Raw genomic sequence first — 22088 nt, 5'->3', positions numbered from 1 at the left:
ACGAAGCGCGAGGAACCCTTGGGTTTTTTCCGCGTTTTTTGATTATTTGAGGTATGGTTTTCGCAGGCCAGGCCTCTAGGACGCCCAAATACAGCGCACACACCTGGCACAACGCACCAGCACAAAGCAAAAGCTGTACCAGCCAATCGCAGTGAACCTTCAACCAAGGCCCGCACTCGAAACCTGCACAGACTTTTCTCGGACGCTTTTTCACGGAGAACATCTAATGGCTCACAAAACGACACAGACGGCTCAAGAAATACTGATGGCGGATTTCCAGGCCCTGGTCAGCGACACCGAACGCCTGCTCGAACACACCGCCAGCCTGGCCGGCGACCAGGCCGATGAGTTGCGCGCACAGATTCAGGAAAGTCTGATCAAGGCCCGCGAAACCCTGCAACTGACCGAAGCTTCGCTGCGCGATCGTAGCCAGGCGGCGGTCGACGCGACCGAAGCCTACGTCCAGGCCAAACCCTGGCAGTCCATCGGGATTGCCGCCGGTATCGGCTTTATCGTCGGCCTGCTGGCGACGCGGCGCTGATATGGCTGGGGATGAATCGAGCGGCAGCGGCGACTCGACCCGCCGCCTGGGGGCGGCTTTCCTTGGCCTGTTGCACAGCCATGTGGAATTGTTCGGCATCGAGCTCCAGGAGCAGAAAGCCCGTACCCTCAGCCTGTTGCTGTTCGCCGGGATGACCCTGGTGTTCGGCTTGTTGCTGCTGATGGGGTTGTCGGCGCTGGTGCTGATCCTGCTCTGGGACAGCTGGCGCCTGGCCGGGATCATCGGCCTGTGCGTGTTTTACAGCCTGGCCGGGCTGTTCTGCGCCCTGCGCCTGAAAGCGGCGATCTGCGATGAGTCGTCGCCCTTCCACGCCACCCTTGAAGAGTTGGCCAACGACCGCGAGCGACTGCTGCCATGAGCCTGCCCGACCTGAGCCACATCCACACCCGGCGTGATATGCGCAAGGCGCTGATCCGCCTGCGCATGGAAATGCATCGCCAGGAAATCCGCCATGAGTCGCGGGAACTGCTGCAACCCTTGCAACGCCTGCGTGGCCTGGGCCAGAACTGGCAGGCCAACCTGGGTCTCAAGCATGCCCCGCTGTGGGGAATTGGTATCGTCACGCTGCTCGGTTTCATGAGCGGCCGGGGTGCCAAGGGCGGCGGCGTGGACAGTCTGTCGCGCTGGGCGCGCCTGGGTGCCAGCCTGTTGCCGCTGATTCGGCTGGCGCTGCGCGGCACCGCGTCCAAACCCTGACGCCAGAGAAGCTGGCTGCATTCTTGCAGTAGTCATCGGGTTGAGCGCGAACCCTCGGGCTCGCGTTCAATCTGCCTTGCCCGCCGCAGCCAGACCTATAAGACCCAGCCCAAGGAGGCACCGTGATCGACGGGCAACCGCTCGCCTGCTTTCAGCCGTTCATCGATACCGCCACAGGCCGTATCGCCGGTGTCGAGGCCCTCGGCCGCCTGCGCCAGACCAACGGGCAGCTGACCTCCGTGGGACCGCTGTTCGCCGATCCGCGTACGCCTTCGGCCGCGCTGCGCCGCCTGGACCGACAGATCCGTGACAACGCCCTGAGCCGGCTGCATGAAGCGCCCCGGGACTGGTTCCTGAGCCTGAACATGTCGCCGCGCTGGATCAGCCGCCTGAGCAACGGCCAAGCCTTGCCGAGCCTCAAGCAACTGGCGCAATACGACATCGATCCACAGCGCATCGTCTTCGAAATCACCGAACTGGGGGGCAACAGCCTGCGCCTGGCGGAAGTGGTCAAGCGCTATCGAGAAGCCGGCGCGCGCATTGCCATCGACGATTTCGGGGCCGGTTATTCCCAGCTCGACCGGGTACTGGCCTTGCAGCCGGACATTCTCAAGCTCGACATGCGCCTGTTCCAGGCCGCGGCCCGCGGTGGCCCCAGCAGCGAAGTGGTCAAGGCCCTGGCGCAAATGGCAGAAAAAACCGGCTGTTGGATCATCGCCGAAGGCGTGGAGACCGAGGCCGAGCTGAATTTCGCCCTGGAATGCGGCTCGCGCTACGTGCAGGGCTATCTGTTCGCCAAGGCCGAGCTGGATTTCTTTGCCACCGACGCCTTTGTCGCCCGCTTCGCCGAACTGCGCGAGCGCTATGTGCAACAGAAGCTGGCCGAACGCGCGCGCCTGATGAACCTGCGCCAGCAATTGGGCGGACTGATGACCACGCTGCAGAGCTGGGCCCAGGGCCAGGCGCCGCTCAGTCAGTTGCCACGGCCCGACGGCTACCCCTGGCTGCTGCGCTTCTACCAGTGCGATCGCCACGGCACCCAGCTCACCCCCAATCTGGAGTGGCGCAACAACGCCTGGCAGGCCGACAGCAGCTACCTGGGCCACAACTGGTCCTGGCGGCCCTATTTCTATCACTTGCTGGCCGAAGGTTGGGACGAACGCCGGCTGATCCTCTCCAGCACCTATCGCGACGCCACCAGCAACCAGTATTGCCTGACCGCCGGGCAATTCTTCGATAACGGCCAACGGCTGCTGCTGATCGATATCGATGCCGCCGACTTATAAATTTACTTGCAGGGTTTTGCTTGCAGGCCGGGCCGCTAAACGGGAAGCTGGGGCATCAGTCACCGACGGAGAGCCCCGCCTTGGATTGGCACACCCTGCTTACCCGCGAACGCCTCGGAAAATCGCTGCACAGCCCTGAAGAACTGGGCCGCAGCCCTTTCCACAAAGACCACGACCGCATCATTTTCTCCGGCGCCTTCCGGCGCCTGGGGCGCAAGACCCAGGTCCACCCGGTGACCAGCAACGACCATATCCATACCCGCCTGACCCATTCGCTGGAAGTCAGTTGCGTCGGTCGCTCCCTGGGCATGCGCGTCGGGGAAACCCTGCGCGACGCGCTGCCGGACTGGTGCGAGCCAAGCGACCTGGGCATGGTCGTGCAATCGGCCTGTCTGGCCCATGACATCGGTAACCCACCGTTCGGTCACTCCGGCGAGGACGCCATTCGTCACTGGTTCCAACAGGCCGCCGGACGCGGCTGGCTGGACGGCATGAGCGTGGCCGAAGGCAATGACTTCCTCAATTTCGAAGGCAACGCCCAGGGTTTCCGGGTGCTGACCCAGCTGGAGTATCACCAGTTCGAAGGCGGCACCCGACTGACCTACGCCACCCTCGGCACTTATCTCAAGTACCCATGGACAGCGCGGCACGCCGATTCCCTGGGTTACAAGAAGCACAAGTTCGGCTGCTACCAGAGCGAACTGCCGATCCTCGAACAGATCGCCCACAAGCTCGGCCTGCCGCAGTTGGAGGAGCAACGCTGGGCGCGCCACCCGCTGGTCTACCTGATGGAGGCCGCCGACGATATCTGCTATGCCCTGATCGACCTGGAAGACGGCCTGGAAATGGAGCTGCTCGACTATCCCGAGGTCGAGTCCCTGTTGCTCGGCCTGGTCGGCGACGACCTGCCGGAAACCTACCGGCAACTCGGGCCGCAGGACTCCCGGCGGCGCAAGCTGGCGATCCTGCGCGGCAAGGCCATCGAACACCTGACCAACGCCGCCGCCCGAGCCTTCGTCGAGCAGCAGGATGCCCTGCTGGCCGGAACGCTGTCGGGGGATCTGGTGGAACACATGCACGGACCGGCCAAACGCTGCGTGCTCAACGCCAAGGACATCGCGCGCAAGAAAATCTTCCAGGACAAGCGCAAGACGCTCCATGAGATCGGCGCCTACACCACCCTGGAAATCCTTTTGAACGCCTTCTGCGGCGCGGCCCTGGAACAACACGGCGGGCGCACGCCATCGTTCAAGCATCGGCGCATCCTCGACCTGCTCGGCAACAGCGCGCCACAGCCCGAGTGGCCGCTGCACAGCTCGTTCCTGCGGGTGATCGACTTCATCGCCGGCATGACCGACAGCTATGCCAGTGAAATGGCCCGGGAAATGACCGGGCGCTCCAGCCCGGTTTAAGCCCATGGCGCCCGCCCCTGATCAGGGCGGGCCGCTTAGCGGGACAAAGCCTACACAGGCGAGAGAATCAACTGATTGATCATGGCTTCGGCCCACTGAAATAATTGCTTTCCTCTTATGTCTGCCGCCCAAACTCAAGCTGACCTGCCATTCAACAAGCGCCCGATTCCAGGCATATTTTCCTACACAGCGCCTACCTATGTAGCCTTGTCTCGAGTCGACAGGTCGCCCGGAAAACACCATGCCCAAACACAACTTACGCGTGTTGCTGGTAGAGGATCACCCCTTTCAACTGGCCGCCACCCAGAGCCTGCTCAACAGCTATGGCTTCCATGCCCTGACACCGACGCTCAACGCCCGGGAAGCCTTGCGTGCCCTGGATTCGGCACACACACCGTTCGACCTGATGCTGTGCGACCAGTGCCTGCCCGACGCGCTGGGGCTGGACCTGATCGAAACCGCCTGCCGCAGCGGCATGATCAAGCAGGCGATCCTGCTCAGCAGTCTCAGCAATGAGGAACTCGATGCCCTCAGCGCCCTCGCACTGGAGCGACGGCTGCCGTTGCTCGGCTGCCTGAGCAAGCCACTGAACGGTCTCGCCCTGCAGAATGCGCTGGGCCTGGAGCGACACGCGCAGGAGGCCGACGCCCCCACCGAGCCCGCGCCCTGCGCCGAGCCTCACCCCAACGCGCCGTCTTGATCCCTACTCGCCAATCCCCGGTTCCATCCCGAGTTATCGCCGCCAAAACACGCCTACGTACAAGTAGGACATTTCCCAAAACATTATAAGAACTTATAACTAATTAGCCATTCCGTATAACCGCCCATTTCAATACTGAATAGCTCTTCCGTTTCAAACTGGCTCTATCCGTAAGTCGAAACCCTATTTAAAGTAGGAATATTCCTATACTACCTCTGTAGGGTCTTCCCTTCATGCGCCCGCTTGTCCAACTGAGCTAAGGTTCGCGCTTTCCAAGCAGCTCGTATGGGACTTTATTATGAACTCGGTTTTTATCGTCGACGACCACCCCGTTGTCCGCCTGGCCATCAGGATATTGTTGGAACAGGAGGATTGTTATGAAATAGTTGGGGAAACCGATAACGGTGTCGACGCGATGCAAATGGTCCGCGAATGCATGCCGGACCTGGTGATCCTGGATATCAGTATCCCCAAACTGGACGGCCTGGAGGTGCTGGCCCGTTTCAATGCCATGAATTCGCCACTTAAGACCCTGGTCCTGACGGCGCAGACCCCCAATCTGTTCGCGATGCGCTGCATGCAGTCCGGCGCCTCGGGTTATGTCTGCAAGGCCGAAGACTTGAGCGAACTCCTGAGCGCGATCAAGGCGGTACTGTCCGGCTACAATTACTTCCCGAGCCAGGCGTTGATTGGTGCGCGAAAAGAAGGACCGGAAAATCCGGAGATCGAACTCTTCAAACTGGTGAACGACCGGGAACTGATGGTCCTGCAATTATTTGCCCAGGGGCGAACCAACAAGGAAATCGCCAAGGGTATGTTTCTCAGTAACAAGACCGTCAGTACCTACAAGAAAAGACTCATGCAAAAACTCAAAGCCAAATCCTTGGTAGAGCTTATCGAGATGGCCAAACGCAACGCGGTAGTGTGAGAAAACCAATGCCCACGCGCATAAAGGACTATCTGATGGTGATCACAGGCTTGTGCCTGTGCCTGTCAGCGCTTGCAGAGACCCCCAGTGTCACCCACTTCTCATTACTCAGCCGCTCGAGCACCAGCCACATGGAGGTCGCGCTGGACAAGGAACAGCGGCGCTGGGTCCAGGACAAGCGTGAACTGCTGCTCGGCACCTCCGCCCCGGACTACCCACCCTTCGACATGACCGTCAGCGGGCGAGACTACGAAGGCATCACCGCCGACTACGCCGGCATCCTGGGTCGGGCCCTGGGCTTGTCCGTCAAGGTGCAGAGCTTTGCTACCCGGGAGGCCGCCATCAGCGCCCTCGAACAGGGCCGGATCGACCTGCTCGGCAGCGCCAACGGCTTCGAGGCGGTGAACAAGAACATCGCCCTCTCGACCCCCTACGCCATCGACCAGCCGGTACTGGTCACCCGGGAAGACGAAACCCGCGCCCTGAACGATGGCCTGGCGGGGATGCGCCTGAGCATGGTCTACCACTACCTGCCGCTGGACGAGATCAAGAGCCTTTATCCCAACGCCACGCTGCAGTTCTACCCCTCCTACCTGAATGCGCTCAACGCCGTGGCGTTCGACCAGGCCGATGTGTTCCTCGGCGACACCATCTCGACCCACTACCTGATCAACAAGGGCTATTTGCGCAATGTGAAGATGGCCAACTTCGGCAAACACGAGGCCTACGGCTTCAGCTTTGCCGTACGCGGCGACAATGCCGTCCTGCTCGGCGCCGTCAACGCGGCCCTGAAGGCGATCCCCACCAGCGAGCGCGAGAATATCGCCCGCCGCTGGAGCGCCGGCAGCGACATCCTGCTGACCGACCACAAGCTGCAACTGACCGCGCGTGAAGAGCGCTGGCTCAAGGAGCACCCGGTGGTCCGCGTGGTGGTCAACGAAGCTCTGGCGCCCATCACCTTCTTCGACGCCGACAACAGCTTTCGCGGGGTCACCGCCGACCTGCTGGAGCTGATCCGCCTGCGCACCGGCCTGCGCTTCGAAGTACAAAGCTCGCGCAGCCTGGAGGACATGATCAATCGAGTGCAAAACCATCAGGCCGACATCATCGCCGCCGTCAGCCCGACCAATGAGCGCGAGAATATCCTGCATTTCAGCCGGCCCTACATGGAAAACTCGTTCGTGCTGCTGACAGCCAAAGGCCGCGACGGCGTCAATAACCTCGATCAGATGCAAGGCCGGCGCCTGGCGGTTATTCGTGGCAACCCGCTGATCGACTATCTGCATCGGGACTTCCCGCAAATCAAGCTGATTGAAACCGATGACAGCCTCAAGGCAGTCGAACTGCTCGCCCAGGGCCAGGCGGACGGCGCGGTCAGCGCGCTGGTGATTGCCAACTACCTGATCGCCTCGCAGACCTTCGACGACAAATTGCAGATCAGCGCAACCATCGGCACCCAGCAGGCGATCTTCGCCCTGGCCACTGCCCGCGGCGCCACGGAGCTGAGCTCGATTCTCGACAAGGCGCTGCTGAGCATCGCTCCGGACGAACTGGGCATCATCAATAATCGCTGGCGCGGCTACACCCCGGCGTCGGACAGCTACTGGCGCAACTACCATCGGCTGATTCTGCAGATCGTCATGGGCGCTGGCGCGCTGCTGTTGCTTTCCCTTGGCTGGAACGCCTATATGCGCCGGCAGATCCGCCAACGGCAACTGGCCGAACGCGCCCTGAGCGACCAGTTCGAATTCATGCGCGCGCTGGTCAACGGCACGCCGCACCCGATCTATGTGCGCGATCGCGAAGGCCTGTTGCAGACCTGCAACGACAGCTACCTGCAAGCCTTCTCGAGCAAGCTCGAGGATGTGATCGGCAAGCGGGTCATGGACGCCTACCAGGGCAACGCCTTCGAGGCCCGGGAATACCAGGCCGACTACCAGCGGGTGATGGACGAAGGCACGGCGCAGATCTGCGACCGCACCCTGCATATCGGCGACCGCCGGATGACCATCTATCACTGGATCCTGCCCTACCGCAATTCCCTGGGCGAAGTGCAAGGCATCATCGGCGGCTGGATCGATATCAGCGAACGCCGCGAACTGTTCGACGAGTTGCGCGCGGCCAAGGATCAGGCCGACAGCGCCAACCGGGCCAAGAGCACCTTCCTGGCGACCATGAGCCACGAAATCCGCACGCCCATGAACGCGGTGATCGGCATGCTCGAACTGACCCTCAAGCGCGCCGACCAGGGCCATCTGGATCGCCCCGCCATCGAAGTCGCCTATAACTCGGCCAAGGACCTGCTGGAACTGATCGGCGATATCCTCGATATCGCCCGCATCGAGTCGGGACGCCTGAGCCTGTCCCCGGAACGGGTCAACCTCAGCGAACTGGTGGAGTCGGTGGTCAGGGTCTTCGATGGCCTGGCCCGGCAAAAGCAGCTGGACCTGGTGGTGCAGTTGCCCGAACGGCAGAGCATCGGCGACATCCTGATCGATCCGTTGCGCTTCAAGCAGATCCTCTCCAACCTGATCAGCAATGCCATCAAGTTCACCGAGCACGGCCAGGTCACCATCTCGCTGCTGATGCAGCCCGCCGCTGGCGCGCAGCGGACGAACATGAGCCTGACCGTCCAGGACAGTGGCATCGGCATCAGCGCCGCCGATCAGGCCCGGCTGTTCGAACCCTTCGTCCAGGCCGACAACTCCGGCCACCTGGCCCGCAGCGGCGCCGGCCTGGGCCTGGTGATCTGCCGCAGCCTGTGCGAAATGATGGGCGGCACCCTGGCCTTGTCCAGCGTGCCCGGTGAAGGCACCCGCGTGGTGGTAACCCTGCAACTGGACAGCCTCGAAGCCATGCCAGGCGCCACCCAGCGCGAACCGGAACTGGCCCCGGCGCTGCAGACCTTGAATGTCCTGGTGGTGGACGATCACCCGGCCAACCGCTTGTTGATGTGCCAGCAACTGGGCTTTCTCGGCCACTCTTTCAGCACCGCGCAGAACGGCGCAAGCGGCTTGCAGACGTGGAAAGACGGGCACTTCGACCTGGTGATCGTCGACTGTAACATGCCGGTCCTGAACGGCTACGAGATGACCCGGCGCCTACGTGAACATGAAGCCAGCCATGATCTGGCGCCCTGCACGGTGTTCGGCTTCACCGCCAACGCCCAGCCCGAGGAACGCACCCGCTGCAAAGAAGCCGGCATGGACGACTGCCTGTTCAAGCCCATCAGCCTGACCACCCTCAACCAGAAGCTCGCCGACGTCACGCCGCGCCCGCGCCCGGCCGCTTTCAGCCTCGACAGCCTGCACGCCCTGACCGGAGGCGAACCGCTGCTGATGCGCCGTTTGCTCAACGAGCTGTTGAGCAGTTGCCAGGCGGATCGCGAGGAGCTGCGCGGCGTGCCGGTCAGCGGTGACCTGCTTGCGCTGATCGACATGGCTCACAAGATCAAGGGCGCGGCGCGGATCGCCCAGGCCGGCGAGCTGGTAAAGCACTGCGAAACCCTGGAACAGCTCTGCCAGGAGGAGGCGCCGATACCGCGGCTCGAAGCCGCCCGGCAGGCCATTGTGCAGGCGCTGCTCGAACTCGAGACGGCCCTGCGCGAACACACCGACCCGCCGCCGGAAAAAATGCCCGTTCAGGGCAACACCTGACAGCGGACATTGACTATCCTTGGCGCTGAGCAGTGCACCCCACCACCCAGGAAGATCGGCGATGCCCCGTCCCATGCAACGCGAAAGACGCCGGCTGGCGCTGCACGTGCACATCAGTATCCTGTTCACCTGTCTGCTGCTGTTGACTGGCATCCTGCTGGGGCTGTTCAACTACCGGCAAACCACCCAGATCATTCTCTCCAGCAGCGAAAAACTCTTCGGCAGGGTCCGGGACGATGTACAGCTTGATCTACAGAACACCTACCAGCCGATTCGCCATCTGCTGAGCCTGCTGGCCATCGACGATCGCACCCAGGCCCCCGGGCTGGAGCAACGGCTGGCCCTGCTCAAGCCCTTCACCCAGGCCTTGAACGACAACCCGAACCTGGCCTCGCTTTACCTCGGTTACGCCGATGGCGACTTCTTCATGGTCCGACCGTTGCGCGACAGCGCCCTGCGCGCCTACTTCAAGGCGCCGGAGAATGCTGCTTTCCAGGTCTGGAGCATCGAGCGCGACCCCGGTGTCCAGGGGGTCAAGTCCGAATCGCTGTTCTTCGACGCGGCGTTGCAGTTGATCAGCCGCCAGGACAATCATCGCGAAGCCTACGATCCCCGCGTCAGAGCCTGGTTCAACAGCGCCCTGAACGACAGTGACCAGATCACCACCGCGCCCTACCTGTTTTTCTCCACTCACAATGTCGGCACCACCCTCGCCCGGCGCGGCAGCGCGAACGTGGTGATCGCCGCCGACCTGACCCTCGCCGACCTGTCCGCGACCCTGGACAGGCACAAGGTCACGCCCTCGACCGAAATCGTCCTGTTCGATGAAAACGCCAATGCCGTGGCCTACCCCGACTACGCCCGGTTGATCGGTGGCAGCAGCGACGCGCGCCTGCCCCGGGTGCAGGACCTGAGCCCGATCCTGCGGCGCTTCATGGAACCGGGCAACAGCACCGAGCACTACCTGAAGACCGCGCAACGGCAATGGATAGTCGCCCGCACGCAGCTCGCCGAAGGCGGTCCCAAGGGCCTGCAACTGGCGCTGCTGGTGCCGGAAGACGAACTGCTGGCGGATGCCTACCGGATCCGCTGGCAAGGCGCGCTGATCACCCTGGCCACCCTGTTGCTGTGTCTGCCCCTTGGCTGGCTGACCTCCAGGCTGCTGGTCAAGCCGCTGCATGCCCTGGTGCAGGAGGCCGATGCGATTCGCAGCTTCAACTTCAACCACCCGGCGACACCACGTTCGCCAGTGTTGGAAGTCGACCGACTGGCGATCTCGATGACCCGCATGAAGCAGACCCTGGCCAGCTTCTTCGAAATCGCCTCCAGCCTTTCGGCGCAAACCCGTTTCGACCCGCTGCTGCAACGGGTGCTCGAGGAAACGCTGAAAATCGCCCAGGCCCGGGCCGGCCTGATCTACCTGCTGGACAGCGAAAGCCGCCAGTTGGAGGCCCACGCCCTGGTCATCGATGGCGTACAGCAGGATCCCCGCCAATTCGATATCCGCAACGCCGCCGAGGCCGACGAACAGCGCCCGGCCTGGCTCAAGACACTCGACCGGCAGGACAACGTGGTCGCCACCCTCGGCTTCGAGCAGGCGGCCGACTTGCAAAAGGTCCTGCTCACCCTGGAAAGCCCACGGATTCACCTGATCGGTATTCGCCTGCACAATCGCCAGGGCGAAACCGTCGGCGTGCTTGCCCTGCTGCTGCCCGACAGCGGCACCGAGGCCGATATGGAGAACCTGCAGCCGGATCGCATCGCCTTTATCAGCGCCATTTCCGGCACCGCGGCCGCCTGTATCGAGAGCCAACGCCTGCAAGCCCGGCAGAAGCAGTTGCTGGACGCCTTCATCCAATTGCTGGCCGGGGCCATCGACGCCAAGAGTCCTTACACCGGCGGCCACTGCCAACGCGTCCCGGCGCTGACACTGATGATCGCCGAAGCCGCCGCCGCCAGCCAGACACCGGCGTTCAAGGGCTATCAGCCCACGGAGGACGAATGGGAAGCGCTGCACGTCGCCGCCTGGCTGCATGACTGCGGCAAGGTCACCACGCCGGAATACGTGGTCGACAAAGCAACCAAGCTGGAAACCCTGTACGACCGCATTCACGAAATACGCACCCGCTTCGAAGTGCTCAAGCGCGATGCCTGGGTCGACTATTGGCAAGGCCTGGCACAGGGTGGCAACGAGCCGGCCCTGAGCCAGGCGCGCGATACCAGCCTCGCGGCCCTGGATGAGGATTTTGCCTTTGTCGCCCACTGCAATCTTGGCAGCGAAGCCATGGCCGAGGCCGACCAGGCGCGCCTGCAGCGCATTGCCCAACGCACCTGGACCCGCACGCTGGACGATCGCCTGGGCGTTTCCTGGGAAGAACATCATCGCCAGGAACGCCAATCAACTGCGCCCCTGCCGGTCAGCGAAGCGCTGCTGGCGGACAAGCCCGAGCATCTGTTCGAACGCAACCCCGCCGAGCTGATCCCCGCCGACAACCGCTGGGGCTTCCAACTGGACGTGCCGCCCTACAAGTTCAATCGAGGGGAGTTGTACAACCTGAGCATTGCCCGCGGGACGCTGACCCGCGAAGAGCGCTACATCATCAACCATCACATGGTGCAGACCATCCTGATGCTCGATCAACTGCCATTTCCCGGGCACCTGGCCGCCGTGCCGGAGATCGCCGGCGGTCACCATGAAAAAATGGACGGCACCGGTTACCCCAAGCGCCTGAAGCGTGAACAGATGAGCCTGCCGGCGCGGATGATGGCGATTGCCGATATTTTCGAGGCGCTGACCGCCGCCGATCGCCCCTACAAAAAGGGCAAGAGCCTGAGCGAAGCGCTGGGCATCATGGCCGCCATGTGCCGCGACGCCCATATCGATCCGCAATTGTTCGAGTTGTTTATCCGCGAAGAAATCTACCTGGAGTACGCCCGGCAGCATGTCCTGCCCCAGCAGATCGACACGGTGGATGCCGAGTCGCTGCTGGAAAAGGCCGGGCTGGGCGCCTGAATCGCCTCAGCAGTCAGTCAGACGCAGGAAGATTGCCGCCAGGTGCTCGATGCCGGCCTGGTCTTCGAGGGTGAAGCGGGCCAGGCGCGGGCTGTCCAGGTCGAGCACGCCGACCAAGCGGCCGTCCTTGACCAGCGGTACCACCAGTTCGCTGTTCGAGGCGCTGTCGCAGGCGATATGCCCGGCAAACGCATGTACGTCCTCGACCCGCTGGGTTTCCCGGGTCGCCGCGGCGGTCCCGCAGACGCCCCGGCCGAAGGGAATGCGCACGCAGGCGATCTGCCCCTGGAACGGTCCGAGCAGCAGTTCTTCATCGCGGTTGAGGTAGAACCCGGCCCAGTTCAGGTCCTCCAGCTGATTGAACAGGAAGGCCGAGAATTGCGCGGCATTGGCGATAAAATCCCGCTCGTCCGCCAGCAGCGATTCCAACTGCGCGTGCAGCAGCCCGTAGCCGTCCAGGCCGCTACCCGCGTTCTGTAAATCGATCATGGTGCCTGCTCCAGCAACTTCAAACCCACCCAATAGCGGGCAAACTGATAGGCGCAACGGCCATTGCGATTACCGCGCCCGGTAGCCCAGCGCACCGCCTGGATATCCAGTGCCTCATCACGCTGCCAGGCCAGGCCGGCCTTGAGCGCCAACTCGCCGACCCAGTGCTCGACCACACTGAGAAAGTGCTCCTGGGTGAAGGGGTAGAACGACAGCCACAGGCCGAAGCGGTCGGACAAGGCGATCTTGTCCTCCACGGCTTCGCTGGGGTGCAATTCGCCGTCGACACGCGTCCAGTTTTCGTTATCGCTCTCTTTCTCCGGCACCAGGTGCCGGCGGTTCGAGGTGGCGTAGAGCAAGACGTTGTCCGGGGCCTGTTCGAGGGAACCGTCGAGCACACTCTTGAGCACACGATAGTCGCCTTCGCCCGCCTCGAAGGACAGGTCATCGCAAAACAGCACGAAGCGCTGGGGCAACTTTTGCAACTGCTCCACCACCCGCGGCAGATCCGCCAGGTGATCGCGCTCGATCTCGATCAGGCGCAGGCCCGCTTTGGCATGCTCGGCGAGCAAGGCACGCACCAGCGAGGACTTGCCGGTGCCACGCGCGCCCCAGAGCAAGGCATGGTTGGCCGGCAAGCCATCGAGGAACTGCCGGGTGTTGCGCGCCAACTGCTCGCGTTGCTTGTCCACGCCGATCAGGTCGGACAACCGCATATCCAGGCTGACCTCCAGCGGCAACAAGTAGCCACTGCGACCTTCACGCTGCCAGCGGGCCGCCAGGCAGCCGTTCCAATCAATGGCCTGGCGCGGCGCGGGCAACAGCGGTTCAAGACGGGCGAGCACCGCGTCGGCACGCTCAAGAAAGGCATTCAATCGGGAATCCACGACGTTTCCTCAGGCAAGTTCATACGATGATGTCGCGTTGGCGCCGTCGGGCGCCGGCAAGCTCTGGCAGACTGCACACCGCGCGTATCGAATCCCCCACTGCCGGTGCGTGCCTCGGATCAGCTATGCTTGCCCGGCGAAGGGAAAGGAAAGTGGTACACCACCCCATGGATATAAAATTCACCCACCGCTTGTCCTACAAACAAGCCCGGTTGACGGTGCTGGTCGGCTTCATTCTGGGAACACTGCTCAGTCTGCTGCAAATCGGCATCGATTATGCCAGCGAAAGCGCCTCGATCAACCGTGAAATCCTCTCCCTGCTGGAAATCAGCCACAACCCGGCATCGAGGATCGCCTACAACATCGACGCCGAACTGGCGCAGGAACTGGCCCTGGGTCTGCTGCGCTCGCCGGCGGTGCTGCGCGCGCAGTTGATCGACAACAACCATATGGTCCTGGCCAGTGTCGAACGGCCGCGCCAGGAGGGCAGCTATCGGATGATCAGCGATTGGCTGTTCGGCGCCGATCGGCGCTTTGAAGACCGGCTTTTTCTCAGCCATTTGCCGGACGAATCCCTGGGCACCCTGCACCTGGATATCGACACCTATACCTTCGGCATACGCTTCCTGCATCGAGCCGAGATCACCCTGCTCAACGGTTTTGCCCGCAGCCTGATCCTCACCCTCATCCTGCTGGTGTTGTTCTATGTGATGCTGACCAAACCTCTGGTGCGGGTGATCCAGGCCCTCAGCAGCAGCACCCCGGGCCAGTCGAAACAGGCGCGGCTGGCCTTCCCTCAGGGCCATGAACACGATGAGATCGGCGTGCTGGTCAAGGTCGCCAACCAGCAATTCGAGAACATGAGCACCGAGATCCAGCAGCGCCGCAGTGCTGAAAACCGCCTGACCGACTACCTGGGTCAGCTGGAAAATATCGTCTCGGCGCGCACCACCGAACTCAAGGCCAGCAACGCGCGGTTGAGTCAATCCAACGAAGAACTGGAGGTGGCGCGCAGCACGGCGCTGAACATGGCCCAGGCCCGTTCGGCGTTTCTGGCCAACATGAGCCATGAGATCCGCACGCCCTTGAACGGGCTGCTCGGCATGATCGCCCTGTCCCTGGACAGCCCGTTGAACGCCGAGCAACGCCAGCAGTTGTCGATTGCCCACGACTCAGGGAAAGTCCTGGTGGAGCTGCTCAACGACATCCTCGACCTGTCGAAATTCGATGCCGGGCAATTGGAGCTGGAGCGCATCCCCTTCGACCTCGGCGCGCTGATCGAGGACACCGCCAACCTGCTTTCGCAAAACGCCGCCCCCAGCGTCGAGCTGGCCTGCCTGATCGACCCGCAATTCCCGGCGCTGGTACTCGGCGACCCGACGCGGGTCCGGCAGATCGTCAGCAACCTGTTGTCCAACGCCCTGAAGTTCACTCGCTTCGGCCGGGTCGATGTGCGCCTGAGCGCCCGCGACAACGGCGTGCGCATCGAAATCTGCGACACCGGTATCGGTATCGCCCAGGAAGCCCAGGCGAAGATCTTCCAGCCCTTCACCCAGGCCGGTGCCGGCATCACCCGCCAGTTCGGCGGCACCGGCCTGGGGCTGACCCTGACCTACAACCTCTGCGAGGCCATGAAAGGCCGCCTGACCATCAACTCCGAAGTCGGCTTCGGCAGCCAGTTCTGCGCCGAACTGCCGCTGCCCGGACACACGCCGGCGGCGACACCGCGGCTCCTCACCGGCAAGATCATCGCCGTGACCTCCAGCACCAGCGGCCTGAGCGAACTGCTCGGCCAGCAGTTGCCGGTCTGGGGCCTGGACTATCAACACTACGGGCTGGATGACAGCCTGGCCGGCGTTAACCCCGACCTGTTGATCACCGACTGTCCCGAATGCCTGTTCGGCCTGCGGCCGGCAATCAGCGCGCCGATCCTGCTGGTCACCGCCTATGGCAACTTCATGCCCAGTGAGCAGGCCAGTGCCCTCGCCCCGCTGCAACAGCAGGCCCGCCCCTTGGCGCGCAACGCGCTGTACCAGACGCTGGCGCGCATCCTGCTGCCCGACGATCCGGCAGAGCTCAACGTCCAGCCCCGGGACAGCCAGCCCTTGCGGCGCGCGCGTATCCTGTTGGTGGAGGACAATCCGGTCAATCAACTGGTGGCCAAGGGCATGCTCGGCAAGCTCGGCTGCGAAGTGACAGTCGCCGCCCATGGCGGCGAGGCCCTGAGCCAGCTGGAGCAGCAGGTGTTCGACCTGGTGTTGATGGACTGCAATATGCCGGTCATGAATGGTTACGAAGCCAGCCGGCAGATACGCCGTAGTGGGCGCTGGCCAAACCTGCCGATCGTCGCGCTGACGGCCAACGCCATGCCCGAGGAACGTGAACGCTGCCGGGCCGCGGGCATGAGCGATTACCTGGCCAAGCCCTTCCGCCGTGAAGAACTGATGGCCCTGCTCGAACAGTGGGTGCCTGCTACAACGACTTGAGTTGGACCAGCAACTCGTCGAGGCCGTGGCGCAGCTCGTCGAGCCGGGTCAGATCGACGCCGCTGTCGCAGAGCAGGCGGGTCTTGATCGGCAACACCTGAGCACGCAAGGCCGCCCCCGCCGGGCTCAGGCTCAGGTGCACTTCGCGCTCGTCGAGGGCCGAACGACGCCGTTGCACCAGGGCCATCTGCTCGAGGCGCTTGAGCAGCGGCGTCAGCGTCCCCGAGTCCAGCAGCAGGCGCTCGCCGAGAGCCTTGACCGTCGGTTGCGCCGGCGCGCTGTCGTGCCACTCCCACAGCACCAGCATCGCCAGGTACTGCGGGTAGGTCAGGCGCAACTGCTCCAGCATCGGCTTGTAGCCGCGGATCACCGCCCGGGAAGCGGCATAGAGCTTGAAGCAGAGCTGGCTGTCGAGGCTCAGCGAATCGCTGGACAGGTCATTCATTTAAGCAGGGCTTCGATCTCGCGGGTGAGGTTCTCCGGCTTGGTGGTGGGCGCGAAACGCTTCACCAGGCGGCCGTCCTTGCCAATCAGGAACTTGGTGAAATTCCACTTGATGCCCTGGGACCAGAGCAGACCCGGTGCGCGTTTCTTCAGCTGGACGAACAGCGGATGGGCAGCGTCGCCGTTGACGTCGATCTTCTTGAACAGCGGGAAACTGACGCCGTAGTTCAGCTCGCAGAACTCGGAGATCGCCCCTTCGTTGCCCGGCTCCTGCTTGCCGAACTGGTTGCAGGGAAAACCGAGCACCACCAGCCCCTGGTCCTTGTAGGACTGCCAGAGCTGCTCAAGCCCTTTGTACTGCGGGGTAAACCCGCACTTGCTGGCGGTGTTGACCACCAGGATCGCCTTGCCGGCGAAGTCGCCCAGGGTCTTTTGCTCGCCCTTGATGGTGGTGCAAGGGATGTTCAGCAGGTTATCGCTCATGACAGTTCCTCCAATGAATGTCGAACAAGATAGCGAGCAATTGAATTGCACACAATTCAATTTCTCGGATTGATGGTCCCCTATAAGCCATGCCCCCCAGCCCACCAGGTTTCGCGCGGGCCCGGAAATCAGGAACACCGCGCAACAGCGGATTCAGCCGCGCGGAGCCAGATCCAGGCACACCGAGTTGATGCAGTAGCGCAAACCGGTCGGCGGCGGGCCGTCGGGAAAAACATGGCCCAGGTGCGCGTCGCATTTGGCGCAGACCACTTCGGTGCGGATCATGCCGTGGCTGATATCGCGGATCTCGACCATCGCATTGTCGCCGATCGGCTGGTAGAAACTCGGCCAGCCGCAGCCGGAGTCGAACTTGGTACGGGAATCAAACAGCGGCTCATTGCAGCAGATGCAATGATAGACCCCGTCGGTCTTGGTGCCGTTGTATTTACCGGAAAACGGCCGCTCGGTGCCTTTGAGCCGGCACACGTTGTACTGCTCCGGGTCGAGCATGGCGCGCCATTCTTCCAGGGTTTTTTCCAACTTTTCCATCGTTACACCTCGGCGGCTGAAAAACCCCGATCTGTCTCTTTTCCACGGATCGGGCGGCACGTATGATTGCGCCTCGTCAAATGCCAGTCTGGCACCCGCGTCCGACGCATTCAAACGGATTTTCCCAGCCAGCGGCCGGGGACCACAAGACGCGGTGAAAACGCAGTATTGCCATAGCGGCCTCGACGAGACCGCCTGGATCGTCCATTTTCAGGATCACATCGCCATGCAGGTCAGCAAATCGAACAAGCTCGCCAACGTCTGCTATGACATTCGCGGCCCAGTGCTCAAGCACGCCAAGCGCCTGGAAGAGGAAGGCCATCGCATCCTCAAGCTGAACATCGGCAACCCGGCGCCCTTCGGTTTCGAAGCCCCGGACGAAATCCTCCAGGACGTGATCCGCAACCTGCCGACCGCGCAGGGCTACAGTGACTCCAAGGGTCTGTTCAGCGCCCGCAAGGCGGTCATGCAGTACTACCAGCAAAAGCAGGTCGAAGGTGTCGGCATCGAAGACATCTACCTGGGCAACGGTGTGTCCGAACTGATCGTGATGTCCATGCAGGCCCTGCTCAACAATGGCGACGAAGTGCTGGTTCCGGCGCCGGACTACCCGCTGTGGACCGCCGCCGTGACCCTGGCCGGAGGCAACCCGGTGCATTACCTGTGCGACGAGCAGGCCAACTGGTGGCCGGACCTGGCCGACATCAAGGCCAAGATCACCCCCAACACCAAGGCCCTGGTGATCATCAACCCGAACAACCCGACAGGCGCGGTGTATTCGAAGGAAGTCCTGCTGGGCATGCTGGAACTGGCCCGCCAGCACAACCTCGTGGTCTTTTCCGACGAAATCTACGACAAGATCCTCTACGACGACGCCGTCCACATCTGCACCGGCTCCCTGGCGCCCGACCTGCTCTGCCTGACCTTCAACGGCCTGTCCAAATCCTACCGGGTCGCGGGTTTCCGCTCCGGCTGGGTGGCAATCTCCGGGCCCAAGCAGAATGCCCAGAGCTACATCGAAGGCATCGACATACTGGCCAACATGCGCCTGTGCGCCAACGTGCCGAGCCAGCACGCGATCCAGACCGCCCTCGGCGGCTACCAGAGCATCAACGACCTGGTGTTGCCGGCCGGCCGCCTGCTGGAACAGCGCAACCGCACCTGGGAACTGCTCAACGACATTCCTGGTGTCAGCTGCGTGAAACCCATGGGCGCGCTCTACGCCTTCCCGCGGATCGACCCGAAAGTCTGCCCGATCCTCAACGACGAGAAGTTCGTCCTCGACCTGCTGCTCTCGGAAAAACTGCTGGTGGTCCAGGGCACCGCGTTCAACTGGCCATGGCCCGATCACTTCCGCGTGGTCACCCTGCCTCGGGTGGATGACCTGGAACAGGCCATCGGGCGCATCGGCTCGTTCCTGAAAACCTACCGCCAGTAATCTCCTACAACCTCCTGCGACTCATCCGTGAGCCGCAGGAGGGCACTTTTCCCTCATTTCTTTTTGTATGTCTTTGCGTCAGCATGCCGCCGGCCAGGGACTCCCCCTCACAGCCAACACATCCCCCGGTTTCAAAGGGGCTTGCAGCGCTACGCCGCCTTAAAAACCCGAGCTATCCCTTAGGAAATGACTGGCAAGCGGCTAGAATCAAGCTGTAGGACACAGTTTGAAATAGTCACCCGGTTGAATAGGTCGGAGCCGCACCTTATATACCCCGCATGACGCTACATCTTTAGCTGAGGAGAAACTTTCAACCATGATGCGCATCCTGCTGTTCTTGGCCACTAACCTGGCGGTCGTGCTGATTGCCAGCATCACCCTGAGCCTTTTCGGCTTCAACGGGTTCATGGCGGCCAACGGGGTTGATCTCAACCTCAATCAGCTGCTGGTCTTCTGTGCGGTCTTTGGTTTCGCGGGTTCGCTGTTCTCGCTGTTCATCTCCAAGTGGATGGCGAAGATGAGCACCGGCACCCAGCTCATTACCCAACCTCGTACCCGCCATGAACAGTGGCTGCTGCAAACCGTCGAGCAACTGTCCCGCGACGCCGGGATCAAGATGCCCGAAGTGGGTATCTTCCCGGCCTACGAGGCGAACGCCTTCGCCACCGGCTGGAACAAGAACGACGCGCTGGTCGCGGTCAGCCAGGGCTTGCTGGAGCGGTTCTCGCCCGATGAAGTGAAAGCCGTGCTGGCCCACGAGATCGGCCACGTGGCCAATGGCGACATGGTCACCCTGGCGCTGATACAGGGCGTGGTGAACACCTTCGTGATGTTCTTCGCGCGAATCATCGGCAACTTCGTCGACAAGGTCATCTTCAAGAATGAAGAAGGCCAGGGCATCGCCTACTACGTGGCGACCATCTTCGCCGAACTGGTCCTGGGCTTCCTGGCCAGCGCCATCGTCATGTGGTTCTCGCGCAAGCGCGAATTCCGCGCCGACGAAGCCGGGGCCAGCCTCGCCGGTACCGCCGCGATGATCGGCGCCCTGCAACGTTTGCGCTCCGAACAGGGTTTGCCGGTGCACATGCCGGACACCCTGAACGCCTTCGGCATCAACGGTGGCCTGAAACAGGGCCTGGCGAAGATGTTCATGAGCCACCCGCCGCTGGAAGAGCGTATCGAAGCCCTGCGTCGGCGCGGCTGATAAGCACCCTGATGGCACCGCTTATGAGGGGCTGTGGTTGTGGGAGCGGAGCTTGCCCGCGAAGGCGCCTGTGAGGACGCCAAAAGCTTCGCGGGCAAGCTCCGCTCCCACAACAGCCAACAGCGCGGTGTTTTCAAAGTCACCACCCGCCTGTCTCCTGCCCTGATCATCGCAGGCTTACCCGCCTCCTACGAAACCTTCTCCAAGCGGTAAACCCGCTCATCAAGCCGGGTGACACCGGCCTGGAGAAACTTCCAGCTTTCGCCGAGCACATCCTGCTCGTCCTCCACCTGAAGCTGCCATTGGGGCTCCAGCAAGCGCCGGACCTCCCCATCGAGCAAGGCGAACGGCGGCCCGTCGAGTTGGGTCTGGTCGTAGTCCAGGGTGATCAACAAGCCCTGGGTGCCGACCGCCAGTATCCTGCTCAAATGCGCCGCATAACGCTCGCGCATGGCTGGCGGCAAGGCGATCAGCGCCGCCCGGTCATACAACCCCACGCAGTCGGCAACGTCTTGCGCCGTCAAGGCAAAGAAATCCCCGCACCAGAGCTCCAGCGGACCCGCCTCATAAACCATGAACGCGCCCTGCTGACGTATCAGCGGCTTGAGCTGCTGCTCGGCAAAAAAAGCCTCCACCGCCTTCTCCGACAACTCCACCCCCAGGACCCGCAGGCCTTGCGCCGCCAGCCAGGCCAGGTCGAGACTCTTGCCACACAAGGGCACCAGCACCCGCGCCTCGATCGGCAATGCCAGGTCGGGCCAGAAGCGCTGCAGATGGGGGTTGACCTGCTCCAGGTGAAAGCCGATCTGGTTGTGTTCCCAACGCTTGTGCCAAAATTCCGGTTGCATAGGTCACCCTGAAAATTCGATCAAAAAGCACTAAAACTTATATTAGATTTAGATCAATGATCTGATTGAAGATGGCGTCATCTTAACTCGACGCTCAGGACTTTTATTATGCTCCCCAGCCTGTTCATCTCCCACGGTTCGCCCATGCTGGCCCTCGATCCCGGCGCCAGTGGCCCGGCCCTGGCGCGCCTGGCGGCCGAGCTGCCGCGACCGAAGGCCATCGTCATCGTCTCGGCCCACTGGGAAAGCCAGGACCTGCGGGTCAGCAGCAATCCGCAACCGGAAACCTGGCACGACTTCGGCGGTTTTCCACAGGAGCTGTTCGCCGTGCAATACCCGGCGCCCGGTGAGCCGCAGTTGGCCGCCGAGGTCGCCGCGCTCCTCAATGCCGCCGGTCTGCCCGCTCAGCTCGATGAGCAGCGCCCGTTCGACCACGGGGTCTGGGTGCCCCTGTCGCTGATGTACCCGCAAGCCGATATCCCGGTGGTCCAGGTGTCCCTGCCGAGCCGCCAGGGCCCGGCCCTGCAGACGCGCATCGGGCATGCGCTCAGCGGCCTGCGGGCACAGGGCATCCTGCTGATCGGCTCCGGCAGCATTACCCATAATCTTGGCGAACTGGACTGGCATGCCGGGCCGAACAGCATTGAGCCGTGGGCCAAGGCCTTCCGCGACTGGATGGTCGACAAGCTCGCCGCCGATGACGAAGCGGCCCTGCACGACTACCGCAAACAGGCGCCCTACGCCGTGCGCAGCCACCCCAGCGACGAACACCTGCTGCCGCTGTACTTCGCTCGTGGCGCCGGCGGCCAGATGAGCATTGCCCACCAGGGTTTCACCATGGGCGCCCTGGGCATGGACATCTATCGCTTCGCCTGACGCGCCCCCCCCTGTGGGAGCCCGGCTTGCTGGCGATGAGGCCAGTGAGTCTTGCAGTGATCTTACGGACGCCATCGCCGGCAAGCCGGGCTCCCACAGGGGGTCGCACGGTGAATGCGCAAACGCTGTAA

General features: G+C 62.6%; 19 protein-coding genes. 13 read left to right on the top strand and 6 right to left on the bottom strand.

What is annotated here, in order from left to right; genetic code table 11:
• The first annotated feature begins 226 nt into the window (after window positions 1–226).
• The 9 genes from AC07VG_RS16465 (at window position 227) to AC07VG_RS16425 (ending at window position 12253) form a co-directional block, all read left to right on the top strand.
• Entirely contained in the window at window positions 227–541 is a 315-nt protein-coding gene (locus AC07VG_RS16465) for an ElaB/YgaM/YqjD family protein (protein WP_495001570.1), read from the top strand.
• 1 nt (window position 542) lies between these two features.
• Window positions 543–920 carry a phage holin family protein gene (locus AC07VG_RS16460; RefSeq protein ID WP_495021545.1) on the top strand — a complete coding sequence of 126 codons (378 nt, stop codon included), beginning with the start codon at window positions 543–545 and terminating at the stop codon, window positions 918–920.
• Complete coding sequence (locus AC07VG_RS16455) at window positions 917–1258, top strand: hypothetical protein (RefSeq protein WP_495001568.1); 342 nt, start codon at window positions 917–919, stop codon at window positions 1256–1258. The genes AC07VG_RS16460 and AC07VG_RS16455 overlap by 4 nt, the downstream gene beginning before the upstream one ends.
• A 122-nt stretch (window positions 1259–1380) precedes the next feature.
• On the top strand, window positions 1381–2544 hold the full coding sequence (locus tag AC07VG_RS16450) for an EAL domain-containing protein (RefSeq protein ID WP_495001567.1): 1164 nt from the start codon (window positions 1381–1383) through the stop codon (window positions 2542–2544).
• Between the two features lie 80 nt (window positions 2545–2624).
• Complete coding sequence (locus AC07VG_RS16445) at window positions 2625–3956, top strand: deoxyguanosinetriphosphate triphosphohydrolase (RefSeq protein ID WP_495001566.1); 1332 nt, start codon at window positions 2625–2627, stop codon at window positions 3954–3956.
• A gap of 241 nt (window positions 3957–4197) precedes the next feature.
• Window positions 4198–4656: a response regulator gene (locus tag AC07VG_RS16440; protein WP_495021544.1), complete on the top strand. Its 459-nt coding sequence runs from the start codon at window positions 4198–4200 to the stop codon at window positions 4654–4656.
• Window positions 4657–4954: 298 nt separating this feature from the next.
• A complete protein-coding gene (locus AC07VG_RS16435) occupies window positions 4955–5584 on the top strand; it encodes a response regulator transcription factor (RefSeq protein ID WP_040064687.1) in 630 nt (209 codons plus the stop codon).
• An 8-nt stretch (window positions 5585–5592) separates the two neighbouring features.
• A complete protein-coding gene (locus AC07VG_RS16430) occupies window positions 5593–9240 on the top strand; it encodes a transporter substrate-binding domain-containing protein (protein WP_495021543.1) in 3648 nt (1215 codons plus the stop codon).
• A 61-nt stretch (window positions 9241–9301) separates the two neighbouring features.
• The gene (locus tag AC07VG_RS16425) at window positions 9302–12253 is read left to right on the top strand and encodes an HD domain-containing phosphohydrolase (protein ID WP_495021542.1); all 2952 of its coding nucleotides are present in this window, start codon (window positions 9302–9304) and stop codon (window positions 12251–12253) included.
• Window positions 12254–12259: 6 nt separating this feature from the next.
• Here the strand turns inward: AC07VG_RS16425 and AC07VG_RS16420 are convergent, their stop codons facing one another.
• Both AC07VG_RS16420 and AC07VG_RS16415 read right to left on the bottom strand, forming a co-directional pair.
• A complete protein-coding gene (locus AC07VG_RS16420; protein WP_495001562.1) occupies window positions 12260–12742 on the bottom strand; it encodes a GAF domain-containing protein in 483 nt (160 codons plus the stop codon).
• Window positions 12739–13629: an ATP-binding protein gene (locus tag AC07VG_RS16415; RefSeq protein ID WP_495001561.1), complete on the bottom strand. Its 891-nt coding sequence runs from the start codon at window positions 13627–13629 to the stop codon at window positions 12739–12741. Before AC07VG_RS16415 ends, AC07VG_RS16420 begins: the two co-directional genes overlap by 4 nt.
• A 167-nt stretch (window positions 13630–13796) precedes the next feature.
• On the opposite strand from AC07VG_RS16415, the gene AC07VG_RS16410 reads away from it, so the two are divergent.
• Window positions 13797–16115 carry a hybrid sensor histidine kinase/response regulator gene (locus AC07VG_RS16410; RefSeq protein ID WP_495001560.1) on the top strand — a complete coding sequence of 773 codons (2319 nt, stop codon included), beginning with the start codon at window positions 13797–13799 and terminating at the stop codon, window positions 16113–16115.
• Here AC07VG_RS16410 and AC07VG_RS16405 read toward each other — a convergent pair.
• The 3 genes from AC07VG_RS16405 to msrB form a co-directional block, all read right to left on the bottom strand.
• Window positions 16102–16560: a MarR family winged helix-turn-helix transcriptional regulator gene (locus AC07VG_RS16405; protein ID WP_495021541.1), complete on the bottom strand. Its 459-nt coding sequence runs from the start codon at window positions 16558–16560 to the stop codon at window positions 16102–16104. The genes AC07VG_RS16410 and AC07VG_RS16405 overlap by 14 nt on opposite strands.
• Window positions 16557–17042 (bottom strand): glutathione peroxidase, encoded by a 486-nt coding sequence (locus AC07VG_RS16400; RefSeq protein WP_495001558.1) that lies wholly within the window; start codon window positions 17040–17042, stop codon window positions 16557–16559. Before AC07VG_RS16400 ends, AC07VG_RS16405 begins: the two co-directional genes overlap by 4 nt.
• A 153-nt stretch (window positions 17043–17195) precedes the next feature.
• The gene (msrB, locus tag AC07VG_RS16395) at window positions 17196–17591 is read right to left on the bottom strand and encodes a peptide-methionine (R)-S-oxide reductase MsrB (protein ID WP_495021540.1); all 396 of its coding nucleotides are present in this window, start codon (window positions 17589–17591) and stop codon (window positions 17196–17198) included.
• A 226-nt stretch (window positions 17592–17817) separates the two neighbouring features.
• On the opposite strand from msrB, the gene AC07VG_RS16390 reads away from it, so the two are divergent.
• Window positions 17818–19029 (top strand): pyridoxal phosphate-dependent aminotransferase, encoded by a 1212-nt coding sequence (locus AC07VG_RS16390; protein WP_495001556.1) that lies wholly within the window; start codon window positions 17818–17820, stop codon window positions 19027–19029.
• A gap of 316 nt (window positions 19030–19345) precedes the next feature.
• Window positions 19346–20233, top strand: a complete 888-nt coding sequence (htpX, locus tag AC07VG_RS16385) for a protease HtpX (RefSeq protein ID WP_103499304.1) — start codon at window positions 19346–19348, stop codon at window positions 20231–20233.
• A gap of 188 nt (window positions 20234–20421) precedes the next feature.
• Here htpX and AC07VG_RS16380 read toward each other — a convergent pair whose 3' ends face one another.
• Window positions 20422–21081, bottom strand: coding sequence for a thiopurine S-methyltransferase (locus AC07VG_RS16380; RefSeq protein ID WP_495001555.1), 660 nt, complete (start codon window positions 21079–21081; stop codon window positions 20422–20424).
• A gap of 108 nt (window positions 21082–21189) precedes the next feature.
• Here AC07VG_RS16380 and AC07VG_RS16375 point away from each other — a divergent pair, with 108 nt between their 5' ends.
• Window positions 21190–21957: a DODA-type extradiol aromatic ring-opening family dioxygenase gene (locus AC07VG_RS16375; RefSeq protein WP_495001554.1), complete on the top strand. Its 768-nt coding sequence runs from the start codon at window positions 21190–21192 to the stop codon at window positions 21955–21957.
• The last annotated feature ends 131 nt before the right edge of the window (window positions 21958–22088 follow it).

This window comes from Pseudomonas sp. GW821-FHT03C07 (assembly GCF_059420925.1).
The sequence above is the reverse complement of the archived record's forward strand: the minus strand, read 5'-3'. Positions and strand labels throughout refer to the sequence as shown.